At 70.0% G+C, this 22,932-nt stretch carries 22 protein-coding genes, 1 tRNA gene and 1 pseudogene; 14 read left to right on the top strand and 10 right to left on the bottom strand.

The window, feature by feature from the left end:
* Nucleotides 1-72 precede the first annotated feature (72 nt).
* From B2U11_RS05035 to B2U11_RS05005, 7 genes are all read left to right on the top strand, one after another.
* A complete protein-coding gene (locus B2U11_RS05035) occupies nt 73-1,434 on the top strand; it encodes a glutamate--cysteine ligase (RefSeq protein ID WP_292070350.1) in 1,362 nt (453 codons plus the stop codon).
* A 164-nt stretch (nt 1,435-1,598) separates the two neighbouring features.
* Nucleotides 1,599-1,853, top strand: coding sequence for a type II toxin-antitoxin system ParD family antitoxin (locus tag B2U11_RS05030; protein WP_292070348.1), 255 nt, complete (start codon nt 1,599-1,601; stop codon nt 1,851-1,853).
* Nucleotides 1,850-2,170 (top strand): type II toxin-antitoxin system RelE/ParE family toxin, encoded by a 321-nt coding sequence (locus B2U11_RS05025; protein WP_292070347.1) that lies wholly within the window; start codon nt 1,850-1,852, stop codon nt 2,168-2,170. Before B2U11_RS05030 ends, B2U11_RS05025 begins: the two co-directional genes overlap by 4 nt.
* On the top strand, nt 2,167-2,916 hold the full coding sequence (locus tag B2U11_RS05020; RefSeq protein ID WP_292070345.1) for a DUF72 domain-containing protein: 750 nt from the start codon (nt 2,167-2,169) through the stop codon (nt 2,914-2,916). The genes B2U11_RS05025 and B2U11_RS05020 overlap by 4 nt, the downstream gene beginning before the upstream one ends.
* Before the next feature lie 72 nt (nt 2,917-2,988).
* Nucleotides 2,989-4,050 (top strand): NAD(P)-dependent alcohol dehydrogenase, encoded by a 1,062-nt coding sequence (locus B2U11_RS05015; protein ID WP_292070344.1) that lies wholly within the window; start codon nt 2,989-2,991, stop codon nt 4,048-4,050.
* Nucleotides 4,051-4,156: 106 nt separating this feature from the next.
* Nucleotides 4,157-4,882, top strand: coding sequence for an acetoacetyl-CoA reductase (gene phbB / locus B2U11_RS05010; protein ID WP_292070343.1), 726 nt, complete (start codon nt 4,157-4,159; stop codon nt 4,880-4,882).
* Nucleotides 4,883-4,972: 90 nt separating this feature from the next.
* Nucleotides 4,973-5,680, top strand: a complete 708-nt coding sequence (locus B2U11_RS05005; RefSeq protein ID WP_292070341.1) for a DUF4908 domain-containing protein — start codon at nt 4,973-4,975, stop codon at nt 5,678-5,680.
* Between the two features lie 3 nt (nt 5,681-5,683).
* Here the strand turns inward: B2U11_RS05005 and gloB are convergent, their stop codons facing one another.
* Nucleotides 5,684-6,412 carry a hydroxyacylglutathione hydrolase gene (gene gloB, locus B2U11_RS05000; RefSeq protein ID WP_292070339.1) on the bottom strand — a complete coding sequence of 243 codons (729 nt, stop codon included), beginning with the start codon at nt 6,410-6,412 and terminating at the stop codon, nt 5,684-5,686.
* 47 nt (nt 6,413-6,459) lie between these two features.
* Here gloB and B2U11_RS04995 point away from each other — a divergent pair, with 47 nt between their 5' ends.
* The 5 genes from B2U11_RS04995 (at nt 6,460) to B2U11_RS04975 (ending at nt 11,155) form a co-directional block, all read left to right on the top strand.
* Nucleotides 6,460-7,215 carry a class I SAM-dependent methyltransferase gene (locus tag B2U11_RS04995; RefSeq protein WP_292070338.1) on the top strand — a complete coding sequence of 252 codons (756 nt, stop codon included), beginning with the start codon at nt 6,460-6,462 and terminating at the stop codon, nt 7,213-7,215.
* A gap of 49 nt (nt 7,216-7,264) precedes the next feature.
* Nucleotides 7,265-7,765 carry a SixA phosphatase family protein gene (locus tag B2U11_RS04990; protein ID WP_292070336.1) on the top strand — a complete coding sequence of 167 codons (501 nt, stop codon included), beginning with the start codon at nt 7,265-7,267 and terminating at the stop codon, nt 7,763-7,765.
* Nucleotides 7,762-8,106: a DUF952 domain-containing protein gene (locus B2U11_RS04985; protein ID WP_292070335.1), complete on the top strand. Its 345-nt coding sequence runs from the start codon at nt 7,762-7,764 to the stop codon at nt 8,104-8,106. Before B2U11_RS04990 ends, B2U11_RS04985 begins: the two co-directional genes overlap by 4 nt.
* Nucleotides 8,103-9,146 (top strand): quinone-dependent dihydroorotate dehydrogenase, encoded by a 1,044-nt coding sequence (locus B2U11_RS04980; RefSeq protein ID WP_292070334.1) that lies wholly within the window; start codon nt 8,103-8,105, stop codon nt 9,144-9,146. The genes B2U11_RS04985 and B2U11_RS04980 overlap by 4 nt, the downstream gene beginning before the upstream one ends.
* Before the next feature lie 65 nt (nt 9,147-9,211).
* Entirely contained in the window at nt 9,212-11,155 is a 1,944-nt protein-coding gene (locus B2U11_RS04975) for a hybrid sensor histidine kinase/response regulator (RefSeq protein ID WP_292070333.1), read from the top strand.
* Here the strand turns inward: B2U11_RS04975 and B2U11_RS04970 are convergent.
* Together B2U11_RS04970 and B2U11_RS04965 are read right to left on the bottom strand one after the other, a co-directional pair.
* Nucleotides 11,140-11,562, bottom strand: coding sequence for a very short patch repair endonuclease (locus B2U11_RS04970; protein WP_292070331.1), 423 nt, complete (start codon nt 11,560-11,562; stop codon nt 11,140-11,142). The genes B2U11_RS04975 and B2U11_RS04970 overlap by 16 nt on opposite strands.
* Nucleotides 11,563-11,605: 43 nt before the next feature.
* Nucleotides 11,606-12,091, bottom strand: a complete 486-nt coding sequence (locus B2U11_RS04965; protein WP_292070330.1) for a peroxiredoxin — start codon at nt 12,089-12,091, stop codon at nt 11,606-11,608.
* Nucleotides 12,092-12,162: 71 nt separating this feature from the next.
* On the opposite strand from B2U11_RS04965, the gene B2U11_RS04960 reads away from it, so the two are divergent.
* Nucleotides 12,163-12,777 (top strand): YqgE/AlgH family protein, encoded by a 615-nt coding sequence (locus B2U11_RS04960; protein WP_414632933.1) that lies wholly within the window; start codon nt 12,163-12,165, stop codon nt 12,775-12,777.
* 19 nt (nt 12,778-12,796) lie between these two features.
* Here the strand turns inward: B2U11_RS04960 and B2U11_RS04955 are convergent, their stop codons facing one another.
* The 3 genes from B2U11_RS04955 to B2U11_RS04945 form a co-directional block, all read right to left on the bottom strand.
* Nucleotides 12,797-13,624, bottom strand: coding sequence for an outer membrane protein (locus B2U11_RS04955; RefSeq protein ID WP_292070326.1), 828 nt, complete (start codon nt 13,622-13,624; stop codon nt 12,797-12,799).
* Between the two features lie 132 nt (nt 13,625-13,756).
* Nucleotides 13,757-15,457, bottom strand: coding sequence for a bifunctional protein-serine/threonine kinase/phosphatase (locus tag B2U11_RS04950; protein ID WP_292070325.1), 1,701 nt, complete (start codon nt 15,455-15,457; stop codon nt 13,757-13,759).
* Nucleotides 15,458-15,527: 70 nt separating this feature from the next.
* On the bottom strand, nt 15,528-16,289 hold the full coding sequence (locus B2U11_RS04945; protein WP_292070323.1) for an SIMPL domain-containing protein: 762 nt from the start codon (nt 16,287-16,289) through the stop codon (nt 15,528-15,530).
* A 184-nt stretch (nt 16,290-16,473) separates the two neighbouring features.
* On the opposite strand from B2U11_RS04945, the gene B2U11_RS04940 reads away from it, so the two are divergent.
* Nucleotides 16,474-16,549: transfer RNA gene (locus B2U11_RS04940), tRNA-Ile, on the top strand.
* A gap of 50 nt (nt 16,550-16,599) precedes the next feature.
* Here B2U11_RS04940 and B2U11_RS04935 read toward each other — a convergent pair.
* From B2U11_RS04935 to B2U11_RS04920, 4 genes and pseudogenes are all read right to left on the bottom strand, one after another.
* Entirely contained in the window at nt 16,600-19,824 is a 3,225-nt protein-coding gene (locus B2U11_RS04935) for an efflux RND transporter permease subunit (protein WP_292070322.1), read from the bottom strand.
* Nucleotides 19,825-19,836: 12 nt separating this feature from the next.
* Nucleotides 19,837-21,024, bottom strand: a complete 1,188-nt coding sequence (locus tag B2U11_RS04930) for an efflux RND transporter periplasmic adaptor subunit (RefSeq protein ID WP_292070321.1) — start codon at nt 21,022-21,024, stop codon at nt 19,837-19,839.
* Nucleotides 21,024-22,274 (bottom strand): annotated as a pseudogene (locus tag B2U11_RS04925) (TolC family protein). Before B2U11_RS04925 ends, B2U11_RS04930 begins: the two are co-directional and overlap by 1 nt.
* Nucleotides 22,275-22,330: 56 nt before the next feature.
* Nucleotides 22,331-22,675, bottom strand: coding sequence for a hypothetical protein (locus B2U11_RS04920; RefSeq protein WP_292070320.1), 345 nt, complete (start codon nt 22,673-22,675; stop codon nt 22,331-22,333).
* Nucleotides 22,676-22,932 lie beyond the last annotated feature (257 nt).

Below are 22,932 nucleotides of genomic sequence, written 5' to 3'. Positions count from 1 at the left end.
CTTGAGCAGGGACTGAACCTCGCCCATCTAGCCGCGACAGACGGTCGCTGATGCGCCGCAGGGGACTGACGCATGACCGACAACGCGCCGCTGAGCCGGGACGCCCTGATCGAGGCCATGTCCAAGGGGATCAAGCCCCGCGACCAATGGCGCATCGGCGCCGAGCACGAGAAGTTCGGCTTCGACAAGACCACCCTGGCCCGCCCCGCATATGACGGTCCCGGCGGCATCCGCGCCATGCTGGAAGGCCTGCAACGGTTCGGCTGGTCCCCGGTGGAGGAAAACGGCATCCTGATCGGGCTGGAGCGCCGGAACGCCGAGGGCTTCGTCGCCTCGGTCAGCCTGGAGCCCGGCGGCCAGTTCGAACTGTCGGGCGCGCCGCTTCTGACCATCCACGACATCTGCAACGAGACCGGCCAGCACCTGATGGAGGTCAAGCAGGTGGCCGACCAGATCGGCGTGGGCTTCCTGGGGGCCGGCTTCGATCCGCTGTGGCCCCGCGCCGACATCCCGGTGATGCCCAAGGGCCGATACGACATCATGCGCGCCTATATGCCCAAGGTCGGGACGCTGGGCCTGGACATGATGCTGCGCACCTGCACCATCCAGGCGAACCTGGACTTCGATTCCGAAGCGGACATGGTGGCCAAGTTCCGCACCTCTCTGGCGCTGCAGCCGATCGCCACCGCCCTGTTCGCCAACAGCCCCTTCACCGAGGGCCGCCCGAACGGTTTCCTGTCGGCGCGCGCCAACGTCTGGACCGACACCGACGCCGACCGCACCGGCATGCTGGATTTCGTCTTCCAGGACGGCTTCGGCTTCGAGCGCTATGCCGACTATGCGCTGGATACGCCGATGTACTTCGCCAAGCGCGACGGGAAATACGTCGACGCCTCGGGGCAGTCGTTCCGCGATTTCCAGGCGGGGAAGCTGCCCGCCCTGCCCGGCCAGTATCCGACGATCAAGGACTGGAACGACCATCTGACGACGCTTTTCCCGGAGGTGCGGCTGAAGGCCTATCTGGAGATGCGCGGCGCCGACGGCGGGCCGTGGAGCCGCATCTGCGCCCTGCCCGCCCTGTGGGCCGGCGTGCTGTACGATGCGCCGTCGCTGGCCGCGGCCTGGGACCTGGTCAAGGGCTGGGACATCGCCGACCACGAACGCCTGCGCCGCGACGTGACGCGCCTGGGCCTGAAGGCCGAAGTGGCGGGCCGTTCGGTGCGGGACGTCGCCGTCGATCTGGTCGTCATCGCCCGCCAGGGCCTGAAGAACCGCGCCAAGTTCTCGGGCGGCATGGTGGACGAGCGCGGCTATCTGGCGGAACTGGAGGACATCGCCGACAGCGGGATCACGCCCGCCGAGCGTCTGCTGGACCTCTATCACGGCCCCTGGCAGGGCGACGTGAAGCGGATGTACGCCGACTTCGCCTATTGATCCTGTGTGCTCTTTCGACGGAGCGCTCTGCTAGCGCCTCGCCTGACAACGGGAAGAGGGTGATTTCAGACTATTCACACTGTCTTTCTCGCGGCCCGCGTCTGAAACCTCGCCGCCATTGACAAACTTTGCCAAAAGCCCACTCTTCAAGGGAGGAGGCGACCATGGCGACGATGAATATCTCCCTGCCCGACCCGATGAAGGCCTGGGTCGAGGAACAGGCGAAATCCGGCCGCTACGCCAACACCTCGGACGTCGTCCGCGACCTGATCCGCCGCGAACAGGTCAAGGCCGACAAGATCGCCAACATGCAGCGGCTGATCGACGAGGGCCGAGCCAGCGGCGTCAGCGACAGGACTATGGCCGATATTCGCGCCGAAGCTCTTTCCCTTATCGCTGAGAGGCGCAAGACGGGATGAGCCGCTATCGGCTGTCCGTCGCGGCCAGCGAGGATCTCATCGCCATCTACATACAGAGCCACGACCAGTTCGGTCCGCGACAGGCCGATCGTTATCAGGACGAACTGGAAGCCCTGCTTAACCGACTGGCGGCATCGCCCGGCATCGCCCGGCTGCGCGCCGACTACGACCCGCCCATTCGGGTCTTCACCTTCAAGGCTCATGTAGTCATCTATGACGAAGAGCCGGGAGGCGTCCTGATCCAGCGCGTCCGACACGGGCACGAAGACTGGCAGACCGATCCGCAAGGCGACGGCGACGAACGGAGCGAACCATGACGCACTCCATCCACATCGGCGTCGGCGGCTGGACCTATGAGCCGTGGCGCGGGGTCTTCTATCCCGACGGCCTGGTCCAGAAGCGCGAGCTGGAATACGCCGCCTCCAAGCTGACCTCGATCGAGATCAACGGCACCTACTATTCGACCTTCAAGCCCGACAGTTGGCGGAAGTGGCGCGACGAGACACCCGACGGCTTCGTCTTCTCGGTCAAGGCCAGCCGCTACTGCACCAATCGCAAAATCCTGTCCGAGGGCGGCGAGAGCTTCGAGCGCTTCCTGTCCCAGGGCCTGACCGAGCTGGGCGACAAGCTGGGACCGATCAACTGGCAGTTCATGGGGACCAAGAAGTTCGATCCCGAGGATTTCGAGAGCTTTCTGAAGCTGCTGCCGAAGGAGAAGGACGGCGTGCGGCTGCGCCATGCGCTGGAGGTGCGCAACCCGACGTTCGCCACTGAGCAGTTCTACGATCTGGCCCGCAAATACGGCGCCGCCATCGTCTATGCGGTCGACGACGAGGAGCCGACCTGGCCCCAGATCGACGAGGACACCGCCGACTTCACCTATGCGCGGTTGATGTCCAGCCGCGAGGACGAACCGACCGGCATGACCGGCGCCGAATTGGACGCCGTGGCGAAGCAGGCCAGGGCCTGGGCGAAACGCGGCGACGTCTTCGCCTATTTCATTTCGGGGGCGAAGGTGCGGAACCCGGCGGCGGCCCAGGCGCTGATCGCCAAGCTGAAATGACCGCCCGCGCCTTGCGGGCGAGGACGGCCCGCCTCATCTGAGGTGCTCGCCGCAAAGCCCAAGGACCTATCCATGACGATCGCCACCCGCGCCTTCGCCGCGACCGCCGCCGACAAGCCGTTGTCGCCTTACAGCTTCGAGCGGCGCGATCCGGGCCCGGACGACGTGCTGATCGACATCAAATACTGCGGCGTCTGCCATTCCGACATCCACATGGCGCGCAGCGAAACCGGGCCGGCGACCTATCCCCTGGTGCCGGGCCACGAGATCGCGGGCGTGGTGAAGGCGGTCGGGTCGAACGTCACCCGCTTCAAGGAAGGCGACCGCGTCGGCGTCGGCTGCATGGTCGACAGCTGCCGCACCTGCCCCTCGTGCCAGGAGGGGCTGGAGCAGTATTGCGTGCCCGGCTTCACAGGCACCTACGGCGGCAAGGACAGGAAGGGCGGCACGCCCGAGCCGATCACCCAGGGCGGCTATTCCGACCACATCACGGTGGACCAGCATTTCGTCCTGTCGATCCCGGACAGCCTGCCGCTGGACGCCGCCGCGCCCCTGCTGTGCGCGGGGATCACCACCTATTCGCCGCTGAAGGAATGGGAGATCGGGCCGGGATCGAAGGTCGCCGTGATCGGCCTGGGCGGCCTGGGACACATGGCGGTCAAGCTGGCGGCGGCCATGGGCGCGGAGGTGACGGTGCTGTCCACCTCCGACCGCAAGAAGGCCGACGCCGAGCGGATGGGCGCCAGGCATTTCCTGATCAACTCCGACAAGGCGGCGATGAAGGCGGCGGCGGAAAGCTTCGACCTGATCATCAACACCGTGTCGGCGACGCACGAGGTCGCCAGCCATATCCAGCTGCTGGCCCGCGACGGGACGATGGTGATGCTGGGCCTGACCACCGAGGGCCTGCCGGTCTACGCCGTTCCGCTGCTGTGGCGTCGTCGCCGCATCGCCGGCTCGCTGATCGGCGGGATCAAGGAGACCCAGGAGATGCTCGATTTCTGCGCCGAGCACGGCATCACTTGCGAAATCGAGACCATCGCGCCGGACCAGATCAACGAGGCCTATGAGCGGATGCTGAAATCCGACGTGCGCTATCGCTTTGTCATCGACATGGCGCGGATGGACGCCTGAAACTTTCCCTGACGTCGGATTCGCGCCTTGCGCGCGCCGCCACGGTCGTTAATCGTGAGCCACGACAAGGCCTTGCAAGGGCCGAAGACAGGGACAGGAGACGATCATGGCGCGCGTCGCATTCGTGACCGGCGGCACCCGGGGCATCGGCAAGGCCATCGTCCAGCGGTTGAACGAGGACGGCATCCGCGTCGCCGCAGGCTATTCCGGCAATGACGAGGCGGCCAACGCGACCGCCAAGGCGCTGGGCACCATGGTCGTCAAGGGCAACGTCGGCAGCTTCGAGGACTGCGCCCGCGCGGTGGCCGAGGTCGAGGCCGAACTGGGCCCCATCGACATTCTGGTCAACAACGCCGGCATCACCCGCGACGGCTTCTTCCACAAGATGAGCCACGACCAGTGGTCCGACGTGATCCGGGTGAACATGGACAGCGTGTTCAACATGACCCGCCAGGTCATCAACGGCATGCGCGACCGGGGCCACGGCCGCATCGTCAACATCTCCTCGATCAACGGCCAGAAGGGCCAGATCGGCCAGACCAACTATTCCGCCGCCAAGGCCGGCATGATCGGCTTCACCAAGGCCCTGGCGCTGGAGAACGCCAGGAAGGGCGTCACGGTGAACTGCATCGCGCCCGGCTACATCGACACCGAGATGGTGGGGGCGATGGATCCCAAGGTGCTGGAGGCGATCGTCGGTCAGATTCCCGTCGGTCGGTTGGGCAAGGGAGAGGAAATCGCCGACATGGTGTCCTGGCTGGTCGGCGAGCGTGCCGGATATGTCACAGGCTGTACACTGTCGTTGAACGGCGGTCAGTATCTGGTCGGTTGACGGGCCTTCGCCAAAAATCCGCCGCGCGTCGGTTTCATCCCTAGTCTCATGAAGTTGACGGACGAGGTCAGGGCGAAAAACTCGCCACGCATGACCGCGATGGCGCTCGTCGCCCTCGTGGCTGCGACCCTGTCGCTGCTGATCCTGTTCGCGCCGTCGCTGGCCGAGGCCCAGTCGCGGCGGGCCATGCCATCGACCGGCCGCTACGTCTCGGACGGCGGTCAGGCCTTCGTGCTGGACAGTTCGGGCGTCCGTCCGCTGCTGCGCTTCGACGAGTCGGCCGAGATCTGGGTGTTGCGCCCCACCCCGGCCCCGCGCGGCGACATCATCTACCGCAACGACAACGGCGACCAGATCCTGCGGGTGACGGCCGACGGGGGCATCACCCTTTACACCACGCGCACGCCCCAGGGCTCGCCGGTGTCGCGTTCGGGCACGGCCCAGCCGCTGCGCACGCCCAATCTGGGGCCGGTGCAGCTGTTCAACCTGATGGCCCGGCGCAGCAATCTGGTGTCCGAGGCGGTCGGGCGGCTGATCACCATCGACCTGGACGGCAGCCAGTCGGAGGCGCTGTGCGTCGAGGCCCTGATCGTCACCACCGACGCGGTGATCCGCATGGCCCGCAACCCCTCCACCCGTGGCGCCGTCAACCGCCTGCGCAAGATCAGCATCATCGAGGGCGGACGCGCCTCCGTCAGCTTCTCGCGCGGGGAGCTGCGCGTCATGGTCGATCCTTCGCGCGGCGTCGTCGGCCGTCCGTCCTCGGCCGTGGTGATCCGCACCATGGCGGGCGACTGAGCCTCAGCCGGGGTAGTCGTCCTTGGCCCGGCGGCGGGCGGCGAACGCCTCCGCATCACCGGCGCGCAGGAAGGGATTGAAACGCCGCTCGATCCCGATCGTCGTGGGAACCGTCGGTTCCCCCCGCTCGCGCGACTTGAAGACCGCCTCGGCGTGCGACTTCATCTCGGGACGGTCGTCCAGGCTCAAGGCGAAGCGGGCGTTGGCGGCGGTGTATTCGTGTGCGCACCAGATCACCGTCTCGTCCGGCCAGGCCGCCAGTCGCGAAAGGCTGTCCCACATCTGCTCCGGCGTCCCTTCGAACAGGCGGCCGCAGCCGAGGGCGAACAGGGTGTCGCCGACGAAGGCCAGACCGTTCGCCGCGTCGTGATAGACCACATGGCCCAGGGTGTGGCCCGGCGTGGCCACGACCTTCAGCGCCGTGTCGCCGACGCTGACCGTGTCGCCGTCCGCCACGACCCGATCCAGCGGCGCGACGCGCGCCACCTCCTCGGGGCCGACGATTTCGCACCCGGTCTCGGCCTTCAGCCGTTCGTTGCCCTCGGTGTGGTCGGGGTGCCAGTGGGTGTTCAGGATCAGGTCCAGCCGCCCCCAGCCCAGGGTTTGAAGTTCCTCCAGGATGCGCGCAGCGTCCGGCGTGTCGATCGCCGCCACGACGCCCGTGGCGCGGTCGCGCGCCAGGAAGCCGTAGTTGTCGCTGCGACAGGGAAACAGGTGCACGTCCAGGGTCATGCGCCCATCCTAGCAGCGCGGGCCCTCGCCGGCCTATAGTGTGTCCCATGCGGCGCAGCATCGACGAGCTGAGAACCTTTTACGGCGAGCCGACCGGCGTGCTGGCGCGCCGGCTGCTGGCGCGAAGGCTGGACGACGCCTGGGGCGAGGCGGCGGACTGCGACGTGCTGGGCCTGGGTTACGCCACGCCCTGGCTGGACGCCTTCGTCGGCGCGCGGCGCGTGGTCGCGGCCATGCCGGGCGGACAGGGGGTCGAGCACTGGCCCGCGGTGGGCCGCAACCGCACCCTGCTGGCCGACGAGCGGCGGCTGCCGTTCCAGGCGGGAACCTTCGATCGCATCCTGCTGGTCCATGTGCTGGAAGAGGCCGACGATCCGGGCGCCGTGCTGGCCGAGGCGGTGCGGGCCCTGGCGCCGGCGGGGCGGATCATCCTGGTCGCGGCGGCGCGCGGCGGCCTGTGGGCCCGCACCGAGAATACCCCGTTTGGCTACGGCCGTCCCTTCTCGCGCCGGCAGCTGGAGCGGCTGGTTCGGGAGGCGGGGCTGGAGCCCTCGGCCTGGTCGCAGACCCTTTATGTGCCGCCGTGGGGGCCGTTGCTGCCGCTGGCGGACGGGTTCGAGCAGGTGGGGCGGCGGATCGCCCCGGGCGCAGCGGGCCTGATCCTGCTGGAGGCGACCCGCCAGGCCTACGCCCGCATCCGGCCCAGCGGCCACGCCCAGCGCGTATCGGCGCCTGTCTTGACGCCCCAGCCGGCCGCCTCCGTTTCATCGCCCCACGTCCGAGACCCCCTGACGCGGAGTTGACCGACGCGGCGTCTGGCCCCGCGCCGCGAACCGCCCTAATGGCGATCCCATGCATCGACTGATCCTCATGCGCCACGCCCAGGCCGAGATGTCCGCCCCTTCCGGCGGCGACAAGGCGCGCCCGCTGGCGCCCCAGGGCCGAACGGAGGCCGCCGCCATGGGCCGGGCGCTGGCCGAGCGCGGGATCAAGCCTGACCTGGCGTTGGTCTCGACCGCCGCACGCACGCGCCAGACCTGGGATCTGATGCACGACGCCTTCGGCGACGTGGAGGTGCGCGACCTGTCCATGCTCTACAACGCCGGCGCCAACGTCATCCGCAGCCTGGTCGAGGGATCCGAGGAAGAGGCCGGCTGCCTGATGATTCTGGCCCATAATCCCGGGGTCCACCTGCTGGCGGTCGAATATCTGGCCGAGAGCGCGGCGTCGCCGGCGGTGCTGGACCGGCTGGCGGGCGGCTTCGCGCCCGGCTCCGCGGCGATCTTCGGCGTCGATGTCGCCGGCCGCTGCGCCTACGAGGGTTTCATCACGCCGCGGACAGGCGGCGCATGACCGAGATCGCCTACAAGATCATCGACGCGGGCGAATGGCGGCAAGCGGTCGCCGAAGGCCGCTATGAGGGGTCGGCGGTGGATCGGGCCGACGGCTATATCCACCTGTCGACCCAGGCTCAGTTGGCCGAGACGGCGCGCCGCCACTACGCCGGGCGGGACGGGCTGATGCTGCTGAGCGTGCATTTGGATCGGCTGGAGGACGCCCCGGTGTGGGAGCCGTCGCGCGGCGGCGATCTGTTCCCGCATCTCTATTCACCGCTGCCGGTCGCGGCCGTGGGCGAGGCCCGCTCCATGACCGTCGACGCCGAGGGGACCATGCGGGTCGGAGAGCCGGCATGAGCCTGATGGACGTCGGCGCCGCCCTGTTGCGTCGTTTGGACCCGGAGCAGGCCCACGTCCTGGCCCTGCGGGGCCTGGCGCTGGCGCCCCTGCCCGCCCCGGCCGCCGATGCGCCGATCCTGCGGACCCGGCTGGCGGGCCTTGACCTGCCCAATCCGGTCGGCCTGGCGGCGGGCCTGGACAAGAACGGCGAGGCGTTGCGCGGCCTGTCCCGGCTGGGCTTCGGCTTCGTCGAATGCGGCTCCGTCACGCCCCGGCCGCAACCGGGCAATCCGAAGCCGCGCCTGTTCCGCCTGGCCGAGGACCGGGCGATCATCAACCGCATGGGCTTCAACAATGCCGGGCTTGAGGCCTTCGCCGACCGGCTGGCGGCGCGGCCGACGACGGCGGTGGTCGGCGCCAATCTGGGCGCCAACAAGGAAACCGAGGACAAGGCGGCGGACTATGTCGCGGGCCTGCAGCGGCTGCGCGGCCTGGCGGACTATTTCACCGTCAACATCTCCTCGCCCAACACGCCGGGCCTGCGCGCCCTGCAGGGTCGCGCGCGGTTGGACGACCTGCTGGGCCGGATCGACGCCGCCCGCCCCCAAGGGACCATGCGGTCGCCCGTCTTCCTGAAGATCGCGCCCGACCTGGCCACCGCCGAGATCGCCATGATCGTGGAGGCCGCCCTGGCCCACCGCATCGACGCCCTGGTCGTGTCGAACACCACGCTGGAACGGCCCGCCAGCCTGCGCTCGACCCACGCCCAGGAGACCGGCGGCCTGTCGGGCGCGCCGATCCGGCCCTTCGCCGAGAAGGCCCTGATCGCGGCGGCCGAGGCGGCGCAGGGGCGGCTGCCCCTGGTCGCGGTCGGCGGGATCGACAGCGGGGCCGAAGCCTATCGCCGCATACGGCTGGGCGCGACGGCTGTGCAGGTCTATTCCGCCCTGATCTACGAAGGCCCCGGCCTGGTCGGACGGATCACGCGCGACCTGGCCGAACGACTGCGCGCGGACGGATTTTCCACCGTTTCCGAGGCCGTCGGCGCGGGCCGTTGACGGAGCGTTAGCCTCGAGCCGCCAAGATGGCCGCAAACGCGCTTCATGCGCCAACGGGGAAACGAATGTCGGACACCACGGGCGTCGACGCGGTCAGCGGCTGGACTTTCGCCGTCCGGCAACGCCGTGGCGCGATGATGCAGCGCGTCGCCGTGGGCCTGGCCAGCAGCCTGGCGGCGACGCCCTTGGTCGGCTGGCCGATCGCCCTGGCCTGGGGCGTCGCCTATATGGCCATCCAGGCGTGGGAGGCCTTCGTCTTCGGCCCCGTCAACGCCTCTTCCTCGCGGTCGATGTCGCGGGCGCGACACATCCTGGGCGGCGCGACCATGTTCGCGAACACTGGGCTCTACGGCGCGCTTTCGCTGCTGCTCTGGGTGTTCGGCGGCCCGGCGGGCGGGGTGTCGGCGGCCATCATGTTGCCGGCCGCCATGGTCTATTCGATGGTCAACGCGCCGCGCTCCCTGACCGTTCTGGCCTGCACGGTGACGCCCCAGATTCTCTACATGGCCGCCTTCCCCCTGCTGTTGATCGAACTGGGGGCGCCCCCGGCGACCGCGATCACGGCGGCGGCGGCGGTGACCATCTTCACCATCTATTGCCTGAGCGTCTGGCGCGGGCTGGCCGAGCGCGCCAGGCGCGAACAGAAGGATCGGCTGCTGGCGGAAGACCAGGCGGCGCGGCTGCGCAAGGCGCTGGACGAACAGGGCGCCTTCCTGGCCGCGATCGGCCATGACCTTCGCACCCCGATCGGGGCCATACTGAGCGGGGCGGCCGAACTGCGCGGCGGCGACGTCCAGGTGCGCCAGAACGCCGAGTTGATCACCGACGCCGGGCGGATGATGAAGTCGCTGCTGGACGACCTGCTGGACCATTCCCGCATCGAGGCGGGGCGCATGAAGATCGAGGTCAGCGATTTCGACCTGCGCGCGATGCTGGCCCAGACCATCCGCCTGTGGCGCGGGGCGGTGGAGGCCAAGGGGCTGAAGCTGCGCATCGAAGGCGCCCACAGCATTCCCGCCGGCGTGCGGGGCGACGCCATGCGTCTGCGCCAGGTGCTGAACAACCTGATGTCGAACGCGGTCAAGTTCACGGCCAGCGGCCACGTGACCCTGCGCCTGAACGCCTGGAACGAGGAGCCGTCCGGCTACGCCCTGCTGATAGAGGTGGCCGACACGGGTCCGGGAATGACGTCGGACCAGTTGGGCCGCCTGTTCAAACCGTTCGACCAGACCGCCGAGGGCGTGGGCGCCGCGCACGGCGGGTCGGGCCTGGGGCTGGCGATCAGCCGCAACCTGATCGAGTTGATGGGCGGTCGCCTGACCGCGCGAAGCGCCCCCGGCCAGGGCGCCCGCTTCACCATCTCCCTTTTCCTGCCGCGCGCCGAAAGCGTGGCGGCGGCCGCGGCGGCGCCGACCCTGGACGACAGCCGACTGGCGGTGGCGCGCGTTCTGGCCGAACGCCGCGCGCCCGAGGCCGGGCCGGCTCGTCCCGCTTCGGTCCCCCTCGACCCGGCGCCCGCTGCGCCTGAACCGGTCGAGCCCGAACCGCCGCTGAGGTCCGAGGCCGACGACGAGGATCGGCCCCTGCGCCTGCTGGTGGTCGACGACCACGACATCAACCGCCGCGCGGTGCAGCTGATCCTGCAGCCGCTGGGCTGCGACATCGTCGCCGCCGCCGACGGCCTGGCCGCGCTGGACCGGTGCCGCGAGACGGTGTTCGACGTCATCTTCATGGACGTGCGGATGCCCGAGTTGGATGGGCGCGAGACGACCCGCCGCCTGCGGGCCGAGGGCGGGCCGAACGCCGCGACGCCCGTGGTCGCCGTCACCGCCGACACCGCGCCCGAGGACATCGCCGCCTGCAAGGCCGCGGGCATGGCCTATTTCGTGCCCAAGCCGCTGACGCCGCCGGCCCTGCTCGGCGCGCTGCAGCACGTTCTGGAGGAAACCCAGGGCGGCGGAACCCAGGGCGGCGGGGCGCAGGCTGATGGAGATCAGGCCGCGGCCTGATCCCGCACGCGCGCGACCAGTCTTTCGGCGAAGGCGGCCGCGCGCATCTCGCATTCCCAGACGATCAGGACGCGCCAGCCCGCGGCCGCCAGGTCCGCGACCGCGCGGTCGTCGCGGGCGCGATTGCGCGCGATCTTGGCCAGCCAGTAGTCGGCGTTGGCCTTGGGCTTTCGCGCGCCGCGCGGGCAGTCGTGGCCGTGCCAGAAGCAGCCGTGGACGAACAGGGCCGTGCGGCGCCCCTTCATCACGACGTCGGGACGGCCGGGCAGCCCCTGGCCGCCCAGCCGATAGCCGATCCCGGCCGCGCGCAGGATGCGCCGCACCGTCCGCTCCGGCCCGGTGTCGCGCCCCTTCACGCGCCGCATGACGGCGCTGCGCTGTTCCGGGCTGAAGACGTCGGTGGTCATGGTTGGGCGGTCCGGCCTGCCGCTTCGACCACCGACGCAGCGGTCAGAGCTGGGCGATCAGGTGCTCGGCCGAGGACACCTTGAACTCGCCGCCTTGCTCGATGTTCAGCTGGGTGACGGTCCCGTCCTTGACCAGCATGGAATAGCGCTGCGAACGCTCGCCCAGGCCGAAGCCCGAGCCGTCCAGCACCAGGCCCAGGGCGCGGGTCAGCTCGCCGTTGCCGTCGGCCAGCATGACGATGGACTCGTCCTCGATGCCCTGGCTGTCGGCCCAGGCCTTCATCACGAAGGCGTCGTTCACCGAGATGCAAGCGACCGTATCGACGCCCTTGGCGCGGATGTCCTGCAGGTGGTCCTTGAAGCCTGGCAGATGGCGCGCCGAGCACGTCGGGGTGAAGGCGCCGGGCACGGCGAACAGGGCCACGGTCTTGCCGTTGAAGATCTCGGCAGTGGAGACGGGCTTGGGACCGTCGGCGGTCGCCTGGGCCAGGGTCGCGGCGGGAATGCGATCGCCGATCTGAATGGTCATGGAAGGTCTCCGCACGGGATGAGAGGAATGCCCGCGACACATAGACACGCCGGCCGGGACCGCAAGCGCCGATGCGTCTTGCGCGCGCCTCTTTCGCACCCGATGATAAGGCCATCATGACCGACGCCTCCTCCCTGACGGGCCGTCTCCTGGTCGCCATGCCCGGCATCGGCGACGCCCGGTTCGAACACGCGGTGATCCTGATCTGCGCCCACGGCGCGGACCATGCGATGGGCCTGCGGCTGGACCGCCCCGCGCCGGGCGTGGACCTGAAGACGGTGTTGGACAAGCTGGACCAGCCCGCGCCAGACCAGGCGGCGGGACGGGTCGTGCTGATGGGCGGACCGGTCGAGCGTGAGCGCGGCTTCGTGCTGCACACCGACGACTGGATGACCGGCGACGACAGCCTGCCGTTCGGCGAGGGCTTGGCCATGACCGGCACAAGAGAGGCCCTGGCGGCCATGACCGACGCCGTGTCCGGCCCGCGCCGTTCGACCCTGCTTCTGGGCTACGCCGGCTGGGGCGAGGGCCAACTGGAGGAGGAGCTGGCCGAGAACGTCTGGCTGACGGTCGACGCGGACATGGACCTGATTTTCGACGGCGAGCACGACACGAAATGGAGCCGCGCCCTGGCCCGGATGGGCGTGGACGCGGCCATGCTGTCCAGCCAGGGCGGCCGGGCCTGACGGCCCGGCCGCGCACGGCCTAGAAGCGATAGCTCATGCCGATGCGCACATGGTGCGCGCCGAACTTGTCGTTCGACCGGATCATGTCCGTGCCGGTCGTGTTCGGGGGCAGGATGAAGGGGTTGGTGGCCGGCGCCGAACCGGGACCGACGCGGACCACCGGGCTGTCCACATCCAGCGAGGTGTAGAGGTATTCGCCGGTCACCGTCAGACCGCGCCCCAGGGCGTATTCCACCCCGCCGCCGGCCTGCCAGCCGTCGCCGTCGTAGGAATCCTGGGTGATGGTGAAGCTGTTGGCGCGGTTGCTGGTGGTGAAGGCGTTGTCGAACGTGCCATAGGCGTAGCCGCCCGTGCCGTAGATCAGAGCCGGCCCCAGGGCGTAGCCGATCCGCGCCCGCACGGCCGCCAAACTGTCCAGCTCACGCTCGAAGGTGTAGTAGGCCGGGGTCGTGGAGAAGCCCGTCACCCGGTCTTCAATGTCCGTCACACCGTATTCGGCCAGGGCGCCGACGACGAAGGCGCCGAACTGCCAGTCGTAGCCGACCCGCACCCCCGCTTCCGGCGACCCCTTGTCGCCGTCGCAGCCGTCCGCAGCCACGGAACTGTTGGCGGCGCCGTCGCAGAAGCCGGGACTGAAGGCGTCGGCGCCCGCGGCCGTGGCGACCGTCTCGCCATAGACGCCGTCAAGGTTGCGGTCGAAGCCGAGGCGTTCGTCCTTGTCGTCATTGGCCTGGCCGTAGCCGCCGAAGATTCCGATGTAGGGGCCGGTCCAGTTCGGGGTGGTCTGAGCCAGGGCGGGAGAGGCGACGAGCGCCAGCGCCAGGGCGCATGAGGCGGTCTTGATCATGGCGGGGTCCTTCTTGCCGAGCGGACAAGCGGCCCGCATCCGGCCAGAAGGCGCGCCGAACGCGCGCGTTCCCCTGCGTCCCCGCCGCTAAACGCCGCGGCATCCGATCGTCCGCTCGCTGCGTAGCGTCGCCTATCGTGTGGCCAGCGAGACCAGCAGCGCCAGCACCAGCAGCAGACACACGCCCTGCCAGAACCGCACCGGATCGCGTTCGATCAGCGACAGCGGGCGGGGCGGCGGGGCGGCGACGGCGCTGCCCGTCTCCAGAACATGGACCAGTTCCTCCACGTCCTCGAAGCGGTCGCCGGGGTCCAGGGACACCGCCCGCATGATGGCCGCTTCCAGCCAGGCGGGCATGTCCGGGCGGTGGCGGCCGGCGGGTGTCGGCGTGCGGTCGAAGCGCGGCGCGTCCTCGGGATCGACCGGGCCCCAGGGATAGGTCTTGGTGAACAGCCGGTACAGGGTCACGCCCAGGGCGAACTGGTCCGTCGCCGGCGAACCGGCCTCGCCGCGATACATCTCGGGCGCCTTGTAGCCGTTGGTGCCCGGCGCCTCGGCCTCGGCGAACTCCTCGGCCTGACGCAGGCGCGCGACGCCCAGGTCCACCAGCTTCAGCCCGCCGTTCGCCTCCAGGATCACATTGTCGGGCTTGATGTCGCGGTGGATCACCCCCGCGCGATGCAGGGCCGCCACCGCGCGCGCCAGCCGCAGGGCGATGTCGACCCCTTCGGGAATTTCGGGCGGGCCGTCGTCGGCCAGACGCGCGTGCAGGGTGCGCCCGGCGTAGAAGGGCTGGGCGATATAGAGCCGGCTCTGGCGACCGGCCTCCAGCGTCAGCACCTTGCCCACGAAGGGGCTGTCGATCCGGCGGCCGATGAAGGCCTCGCGCAGGAAGGCCAGCCGCGCGCCGCGCGCCGAAACCACGGCGGTCTTGGGAAATTTCAACGCCACCTGGCCCAGGTCGCCGGTCGTGTCGCGCGCCAGGAACAGGCGGGTGTAACGGCCGTCCGCGACCAGCCGCTGCAGCGTGAACCCGTCGACCGCCGCTCCGGCGTCGGGCGGCGGTTGCGCCGCCAGTCCCTCGGCCTCGGCGGTGATCGCCTCCCAGTCCGGCGCGCCGGTCTGGATCACATCGATGACGATGACCGTGGCGTTGTCGCGGGCCCCGACCGCCTCGACCTCGGCCAGCACCGCCCGGGCGTCGGCGTCGGGCGAGGCGCGGCGGCTCAGCAGCCGCGCCAGGGCCGCCTCGTCCAGCACGCCGTGCACACCGTCGGTGGTCAGCATCAGTCGGTCATGGGGCGCCAGGCCGAGGTGGCGCACGTCCAGCTTGACGTCCGCCTCGATTCCCACGGCGCGATAGAGGACGTGGTTCAGCCCCTCGACCGCGCGGGTATGGTCCTCGGTCAGCCGCGTCAGCACGCCGTCGCGGAAATGCCAGGCGCGGCTGTCGCCGACGTGCAGAGCCGTCGCCTCGCGCCCCCTCAGCACCAGGGCGGTGAAGGTGGTGGCGGCCGCCGTCATGGCCGGGTCGGACCGTCCCTTGGCGTGGAGCCAGCGGTTGAAGCCGCGCAGCGCCTTGATCCCGTTGGCGGCGATGCCGTTCAGCGGATTCTGGTCCAGATAGCCGTCGATGAAGCTGCGCGTGGCCAGTTCGGCCGCCGTGCGCCCGGCCTTGGAACCGGACACGCCATCGGCGACGACGGCCACGACGCCATGCTCGCGCCGCTCGATCGGCGAGCCCAGATGGACGCCGCCGAAATCCTGATTGTCCGCCTTGGGCCCCTGCATCGTGGCGAAGCCGGCGGCGATCTCCAGTCTGGCGTCGGTCAACCGCCCAATCCCCCGTCGCGCCCCGCAGCCAGCGGAGCAACGACGGGGGCCGGCGTCAAGCGGTCAAGCCTCAGCGAACGATGTCATAGACGCCGGTGATGTCGATCCGCACCGACAGTTCGCCGCCCGACACAGGGCTGGAATCCGCCGCCTGCAACGACACGGCGCGGGCGTACATCGGCATCGGCGGCTGGGGCGTATAGCCGCCGCCCTCGCTCAGGCTGCGCACGCCGCCCAGCTGGACGCCCAGCGCCTGGGCGTACAGGGCCGCCTTCTCCTGCAAGGCGCGCACGGCCAGGCGGCGCGCCTCGTTCTCGGCCGTGGTCGGGTCCTTCAGGCCGAAGCCGATGCCGTCGATCTGATTGACGCCGGCGGCCACCACGGCGTCGGCGGTCGATCCGACCTTGGACAGGTCCTCGATCCGCACCGTCACCCGGTTGACGGCCTGATAGCCGCGCAGTTTGGGCGGCTGGTTTTCCTGATAGTCGTACTGGGCCGACAGGTTCAGGCCCGAGGTCTGGACGTGACGCTCGGCGATGCCCGCGCGGCGCAGGGCGGCCATGACCTGGTTCATCCGCTCGGCGTTGGCGCGCATGGCGGCCTCGGCGGTCGGCGCCTCGGTCTGGACGCCAAAGGTGATGGTGGCCATGTCGGGCGCGGTCTTGACCTCGCCGAAGGCCGACAGGTTCAGGGAAGGGGCCGGCTGCATATGCGTCATCGCGGGAGGGGTCTGGGCCATGGCGGGCGGCGCGCCGGCGGCCAAGGCCACGGCGACCACGGCCGCGCCCGCCAGGGCGGCCGGCTTGATCAGGGCGTTCAGGGTGCGGGTCATGAAGGTCTCCGTGAAGTCGATCCGGCCGGCCGTGCGCCGTCCATGGGCGCACCTTGGCCGTTTGCGGCTGAATGAACGCCCGACGCGCCGTGTCAGGTTCCGTTCATCGGCGTGAATTCGCCGAAAGCCCGCCGCCCCTTGGCGCGGCCGCCGCCCCCTGCTAGGCGGAACCTCCTCGTCTCGGGGGCCTGTAGCTCAATGGTTAGAGCCGACCGCTCATAACGGTCTGGTTGGGGGTTCGAGTCCCTCCAGGCCTACCAGAGACTGCCGAGACCACCGGGGAGCGTCCCGGTGTCGCGGTCGCCGCCCCTCAGTGCTCCGTCCCTTCGGACTTTCGATGCTTCACGGCCCTGGCCGCGAAGGTCGGGAGGACCAGCAGGGTCAGGGCCGTGGCGGTGATCAGACCGCCGATGACGACGGTCGCCAGCGGCTTTTGAACCTCGGCCCCCGCTCCGTGGGCGAAGGCCATGGGGATGAAGCCGACAATGGCCACCAGCGCGGTGGTCAGGACCGCGCGCAGGCGGCTGGTCGCGCCTTCGATGGCCGCGGCGACCGGCGCCGCCCCCGCCGTCAGACGCTCGCGGATGGCCTGCATCAGCACCAGGCCGTTGAGGGTGGCCACCCCCGACACGGCGATGAAGCCGACCGCCGCCGAGACCGAGAACGGCATCCCCCGCAACAGGAGCGCCAACGCGCCGCCCACCAGCGCCAGGGGCACGCAGGCGAACACCAGTCCAGCCTCTGCGAACGACCCCAGCGCCATGAACAGAAGGACGCCGATCAGGATGAAGACGATCGGGACGACCAGTCCCAGGCGTTGTTCCGCCCGCTTCAGGTTCTCGAACTGGCCGCCCCAGGCAAGAGAATAGCCGGTCGGCAGCCTGACCTGTTCGTCGACGCGGGCCTGGGCCTGGGCGACGAAGCCGCCCAGATCGGTTCCGCGCACATTGGCTTGCACCACCATGCGACGGCTGCCGTCATTGCGGCTGATCTGGTTCTGCCCCTCCGCGATCTGGATGCTGGCCACGGAGGACAGCGGCACGGTGACCCCGCTGGCGGTGGTGATCGGCAGGGCCGCGAGGGCGGCCGGGTCGTTGCGCGCTGCGTCGGGCATGCGGACGACGACGTCGAACCGCCTGTCCCGCTCGAAAATCCGCCCGGCCGTCGTGCCGCCGACGGCGGTCGACACCGCGTCGGAGACGTCGCCCGCCGACAGGCCATAGTTGGCCGCCGCGAAGCGATCGACCTTGACGGTCAGGGTCGGCAGACCCGTGGCCTGCTCCACCCGGACGTCGGCCGACCCCGGCGTGGCGCGCAGAGCCGCCGCGACCTGATCGGCCGTGGCCTGGAGTTGGGTGAAATCGTCGCCATAGACCATGACGGCGAGATCGGTCCGCACGCCGGAGATCAACTCGTTGAAGCGCAGCTCGATCGGCTGGCTGAACTCGACGCTGTTGCCGAGCTGGGCGGCGGCGACCGCCTCAAGGCGACCGATCAGATCCGCCTTGGAAAGGCGGGGGTCGGGCCAGTCCTGGCGATCCTTCAGCACGATCACCGCGTCCGAGATGTTCGGCGGCATCGGATCGACAGCCGCCGCCGCCGTGCCGGTGCGCGCGAAGATGGTCTTCACCTCGGGCTGGGCCTTGATGGCGCGCTCCAGGGCCATCTGCATGGCCAGGGACTGCTCCAGGGAAGCGGACGGGACGCGCAGCGCCTGCATGGCGATGTCGCCTTCGTCGAGGGTCGGGATGAACTCCCGGCCCAAGGTGGTGAAAGCGACGCCGCCGACGACCAGGGCGCCGAGCGCTGACGCCAGGACGCCCCTGGGACGCGCGACGGCCGCCCGGATCGCCGGCTCGATCCGGCGCCGGGCATGACGCAGGATGAAGGTCTCATGCTCGCGGGCATGACCCCGCTCGTCCAGGTCCACCCTCTTGGGGTCACGGACGATCAGCGCCGTCATCGCCGGCACGAAGGTGAAGGAGAAGACGAAGGCGCCGACCAGCGCCAACATGACCGTCGCGCCCATCGGGATGAAGGTCTTGCCCTCGACCCCTTCAAGCATCAGCAGGGGCGTGAAGACGAGCAGGATGATCAGCTGCCCGAAGGCGGCCGGCTTGACCATCTGGCGGGCCGCCGCGCCCGCGATCTGCAGGCGCTCGCGACGGGTCAGGGCGTGTCCGATCTCGGCGCGCCGTCGGCTGAGCATCAGCAGGGTGTTCTCGACCACGACGACCGCCCCGTCGACCAGCAGGCCAAAGTCGAGGGCGCCCAGGCTCATCAGGTTTCCGCTGATGCCGAAGCGATTCATGCCGATGACCGCGAACAGGAAGCTGATCGGGATCATCAAGGCGGTGATCGAGGCGGCGCGGATGTTCCCCAGCAGAAGGAAGAGCACGACGATGACCAGCAGCGCGCCCTCGGTCAGGTTCCTGGCGACCGTCGCGATGGTCTTGTTCACGAGGTCGCTCCGGTTCAGCACCGGTTCGGCGACGACGCTGGGCGGAAGGCTGGACGCCACCTCGGCGAGACGGTCTTCGGCGGCCTGGGAGACGGTGCGGCTGTTGCCGCCCGCGAGCATTAGCGCCGTGCCGACGACGGCTTCGTGGCCGTCGCGGCTGGCGCCGCCCAGACGGGGGGCCTGACCGACCTCGACAGTCGCGACGTCCGCCACCCGAACGACGAGGCCGTTGCGGTTGACGACGGGGGCCTGGGCCAGGTCCTCGACGGTGGCGGCCAGGGCGTCGATCCGGACGGTCAGGGCCTCGCCGGCCCGCTGGACGTAGCCTGCGCCGGCTTGGGTGTTCGCCTGCTCCAGCGCGACCACAAGGTCGTTCAGGCTGAGGCCGTAGCTCGCCAGGCGCGCGGCGTCGGGACGGACCGCATACTCCTTGACGTAGCCGCCGTTGACATCGACGTCGGCCAGACCCTGGGCGGTCCGCATCCGCGGGGCGATGATCCAGTCCTGCACGGTGCGCAGGTAGGTTGCGCGCTGCCGCGGCGTGGTCAGCAGTTCCCCGTCCGGGGTCAGATAGGCCCCGCCGGCCTGCCAGCCGGCCTGGCCCGGCCTGGCAAGATTGTCGCTGTTGAACGGCTTGTAGTCGACCGTCCACATCAGGACTTCGCCCAGGCCTGTCGTGATCGGGGCCAGCCCCGGCTCGACGCCCTCGGGCAGGTTCTCGCGCGCCTGCGCCATCCGTTCGGCCACCTGCTGGCGGGCGAAATAGATGTCGGTCTGGTCGCTGAAGATGACCGTGACCTGGCTGAAGCCGTTGCGGCTGAGCGACCGCGTGCTTTCCAGTCCGGGTATGCCGGACATGGCGGTTTCGAGAGGATAGGTGACCTGACGCTCCATCTGCTCGGGCGCGAGGGCCGGAGCGACGGTGTTGATCTGGACCTGCCGGTTGGTGATGTCCGGCACGGCGTCGATCGGCAGCAAGGTAAGCTGGAACAGCCCCCAGGCGGAGACGAGGGCCGTGGCGAGCACCACGAACCAGCGGAAGCGCACGGACGCCTCGATGATGGCCTTGAACATGATGAACTTCCCCTAGTGGCCGTGCTCGGCCTCGCCCTTGGCCATCTCGGCCTTGAGCAGGAAGGCGTTGGTCGAGGCGATCCGTTCGGTCCCCGTCAGGCCGCGCAGGATTTCGGTGCGGCTCGAGGCCTGACGTCCGGTCAGGACCGGGGTCGCCTGGAAGCCGCCCTGAACCAGGACGAAGACGACGGTGTCGCCCTCGACCGTCTGCACGGCCTCGGTCGGCACGGTCAGACCGCTGGCCTCGGCTTCGCCGGTCACGATGGAGCCGGTCACCGCGGAGCCGGCCGGCGGCAGGCTGGCGCCCGACGGCCGCGCGCGGATCACGGTCGCGCCGCTCTCTCCGGTCCCCGCATCCGCCGCCACGCCGATGACGACGGCGTCGAACGCGCCGTTCGGCCCCGTCGCGCGAAGGGTGGAGCCGGCGCGAACGGCCGCCGCCAGGGCGGGCGGAGCGTTGAAGACAAGCTCGACACGCGCAGGGTTGGTCACCTCGGCCACGACGCCCCCCTGGGCGACGAAACCGCCGGGGCCGACCTGCACATTGGTGACGACGCCCGCGATCGGGCTGGTGACGTTGAGACGACCGGCGATGTCGGGCGCGCCGGCGGCCGCCGCGCGCGCCTGGGCCGCGCGGGCGGTGGATTGGGCGCTCAGCGCCTGGGCGTGCGACACCTCGGCCTCCCGGCGTGCGATCACGCCCTGGTCGGCCAGTTCCTCGTCGCGCCGGTGCGACTGTTCGGCGGCGACATAGACCGCCTGGGCGGCGTCCGCCTCAGCTCTCAGGCTGGCCGCGTCCCCGCTGACCAGAGATACGAGGGGCTGGCCCGCCCGAACCGATTGGCCCGGTGCGATCAAAACCCGTTCGACGCGCCCGCCGACCGAGGCCGCGACCACCGCGCGCGCGTCGACCATCGGCTCCACCCGCCCCGACAGACGCGTCTCTTGCCCGCCGCCCCTGGAGACCCCGACGACGCCGATTCCGGTCGCCTGGAGCTGCGCCGGCGTCAGGGCGACGAAGCCTTCGGCGTCCTGTGCGGCGTCCTCTCCCGCATGGTCGCCCTCGACCTGGCCGGCGTGATCGTCCCGACCTTCGGCAGCCGGCTTCTGCATCGCGAAATAGAGGCCGCCGCCGACGAGCAGCGCCAGGGCGGCGGCGGCGCCGACCCGCAGGGCGCCATTGAAATTTCTCTTGGCCATCAGAAGGCTCCTTGGAAGGGGGCGCGGCCGTCCTGGCGCGCCAGATCGATCTCGGCCCGCACCCGCGCGAGGCGAGCGTCGACGGCCGCCGTTCGGGCGTTGATCAGGGCGGTCCGTGAGGCGCGAAGCTCCAGTTGGGAGATGCGGCCGGCCTCGAAACCGATGCGGGAAAGGCGGTAGGCGTCTTCGGCCGCGTCGACCCCCGCGTCGGAGGCGCTCACTCGACTGGCCGAGGCCGCGAGTCGCGCACGCGCCGCCTCGCGATCCGCCTGGGCTTACTGACGCCGGCCGGCCAACCGCGCGTCGGCGGCGCGAAACTCGGCCTGCGCCGCTTCGATATTTCCTCGGTTCCGGTCGAACAGCGGCAGAGGCATGCTCAGGCCTAAGGTCAGGGCCGTGGCGTCTTCCATCTCGTAACGGCGGACGCCGATGCTGGCGTTGATGTAGGGCCGCGCCTGGACGCGCTCGGCGGCCATGCGACGTTCGGCCGTCTCGCGCTCGGCCTGGGCTATTCGAACCGTCGGCGCGCGCTCGGCCGATGCGGGCGCCGAGAGCGGCGTCTGGTCGAGCAGGCTGCTGCCGACGCTCGTGACGGGCGTCGGCAGCATCGCCACCGCCGTGAGCCGTGCATAGGCGGCGTCGCGCTCGGCCTGGGCTTCGTCGCGACGGGCCCGGGCGGACGCGGCTTCGCTCTCCGCCTGTATGCCGCGCATCAGCGGCTCGCGGCCCTGACCGACCAGGGCCAGGGCGGCCCGCGCGTCGGCGACGGTCAGGGTCAGGCTTTCCTCGGCCAGTTCCGCCCGTCGTTCGGCGGCCTCGGCCTCGGCGTAAACAAGCGCCAGCCTTCCGGCCGCATCGACGATGGCCAGGTCACGTTGCAAACCGGCGGTTCCCGCCTCCGCTCGCGCGACGGCGACGCGCGCGGAACGGCGGCCCCAAAGCTCCAGATTCTGGCTGACGGCGAGGGTGGTCTCGGCATTGGCCGTGCCCGAGAAGGGGCCGGTCCCGAAGGCGTTCTCGACGTCGAGCCCCACCACGGGATTGGGCCGAACGCCGGCTTGGCGCACGCGCGCCTCGGCCGCGTCGACGAGGGCGTCCGCCTCGACGGCGGCGGGCGTCTGATCGAGCTGCGCCAGCAAGACGGCGAACGAGGGAGAGGGCTCGGCCCATGCAGGGCCTCCCAGCGCAACCGCGATGGCGGCGAGCGCGCTGCCGACCGCAAGACGCGGCCGACGACGATAGGATGGCATGGTTCACTTTCCAGATGTCTGACGAGAAGGACGCGCGAAGGCGCGCAGGCTTCCGGTCAGCCTCTGGGAGGGCGTTTCAGTCCGTCGGTCCGATGCGATGCGACGACGTCGCCTCGATCAAGGTCATGACCGAGGGCGGCGTTGGCGCAGACGGGGGCGACATCAGGCGACGCCGGCTTCTCGCTGCCGGAATGATGGCAATGCCCGTGCGAGCAGACGCCGTGATCGGCGCCTTTTCCGGAATGGTCGCCGCCCGACGCAGGGTGTTCGGCGGCGTGGTGCGCCGACGGAATTTCAGGGGCGCAGGCGGCCGCATCGGCGCCAGGCCCAACCACGAAGGCGGCGATGAGCAGGGTCAGCGCCGCAACAGTTCTCGCCAAGGTCGCCATCGCCAGGGCCATGCCGCGCTACCTAGGGCCCGCCCCTCGGGATAGCAACGTGTTACATAGTCCGCCGCTGACTGCCGATCTGCGGCGGGGATTGATCAGCGTCCAAGGCGGCGCCGACCTCCGCCGCGCCTTCGATGGTCCGTTGAGACCGGCGCATGGCGCCTGATTTGTTCGGGCCGATCAGGCGCGCGGCGATCCAACCCTGGAGCGATCACGACACAGAGACGAAGCCGCCTCTTTTCGCGCGTCGGTTGGACGGGTAGAGGCTG

The sequence above is a fragment of the Brevundimonas sp. UBA7534 genome, from assembly GCF_002479325.1.
In the GTDB taxonomy this organism is placed as follows: domain Bacteria; phylum Pseudomonadota; class Alphaproteobacteria; order Caulobacterales; family Caulobacteraceae; genus Brevundimonas.
Note: the sequence above shows the minus strand (reverse complement) of the source record. Positions and strands in the feature narration are given on the sequence as shown.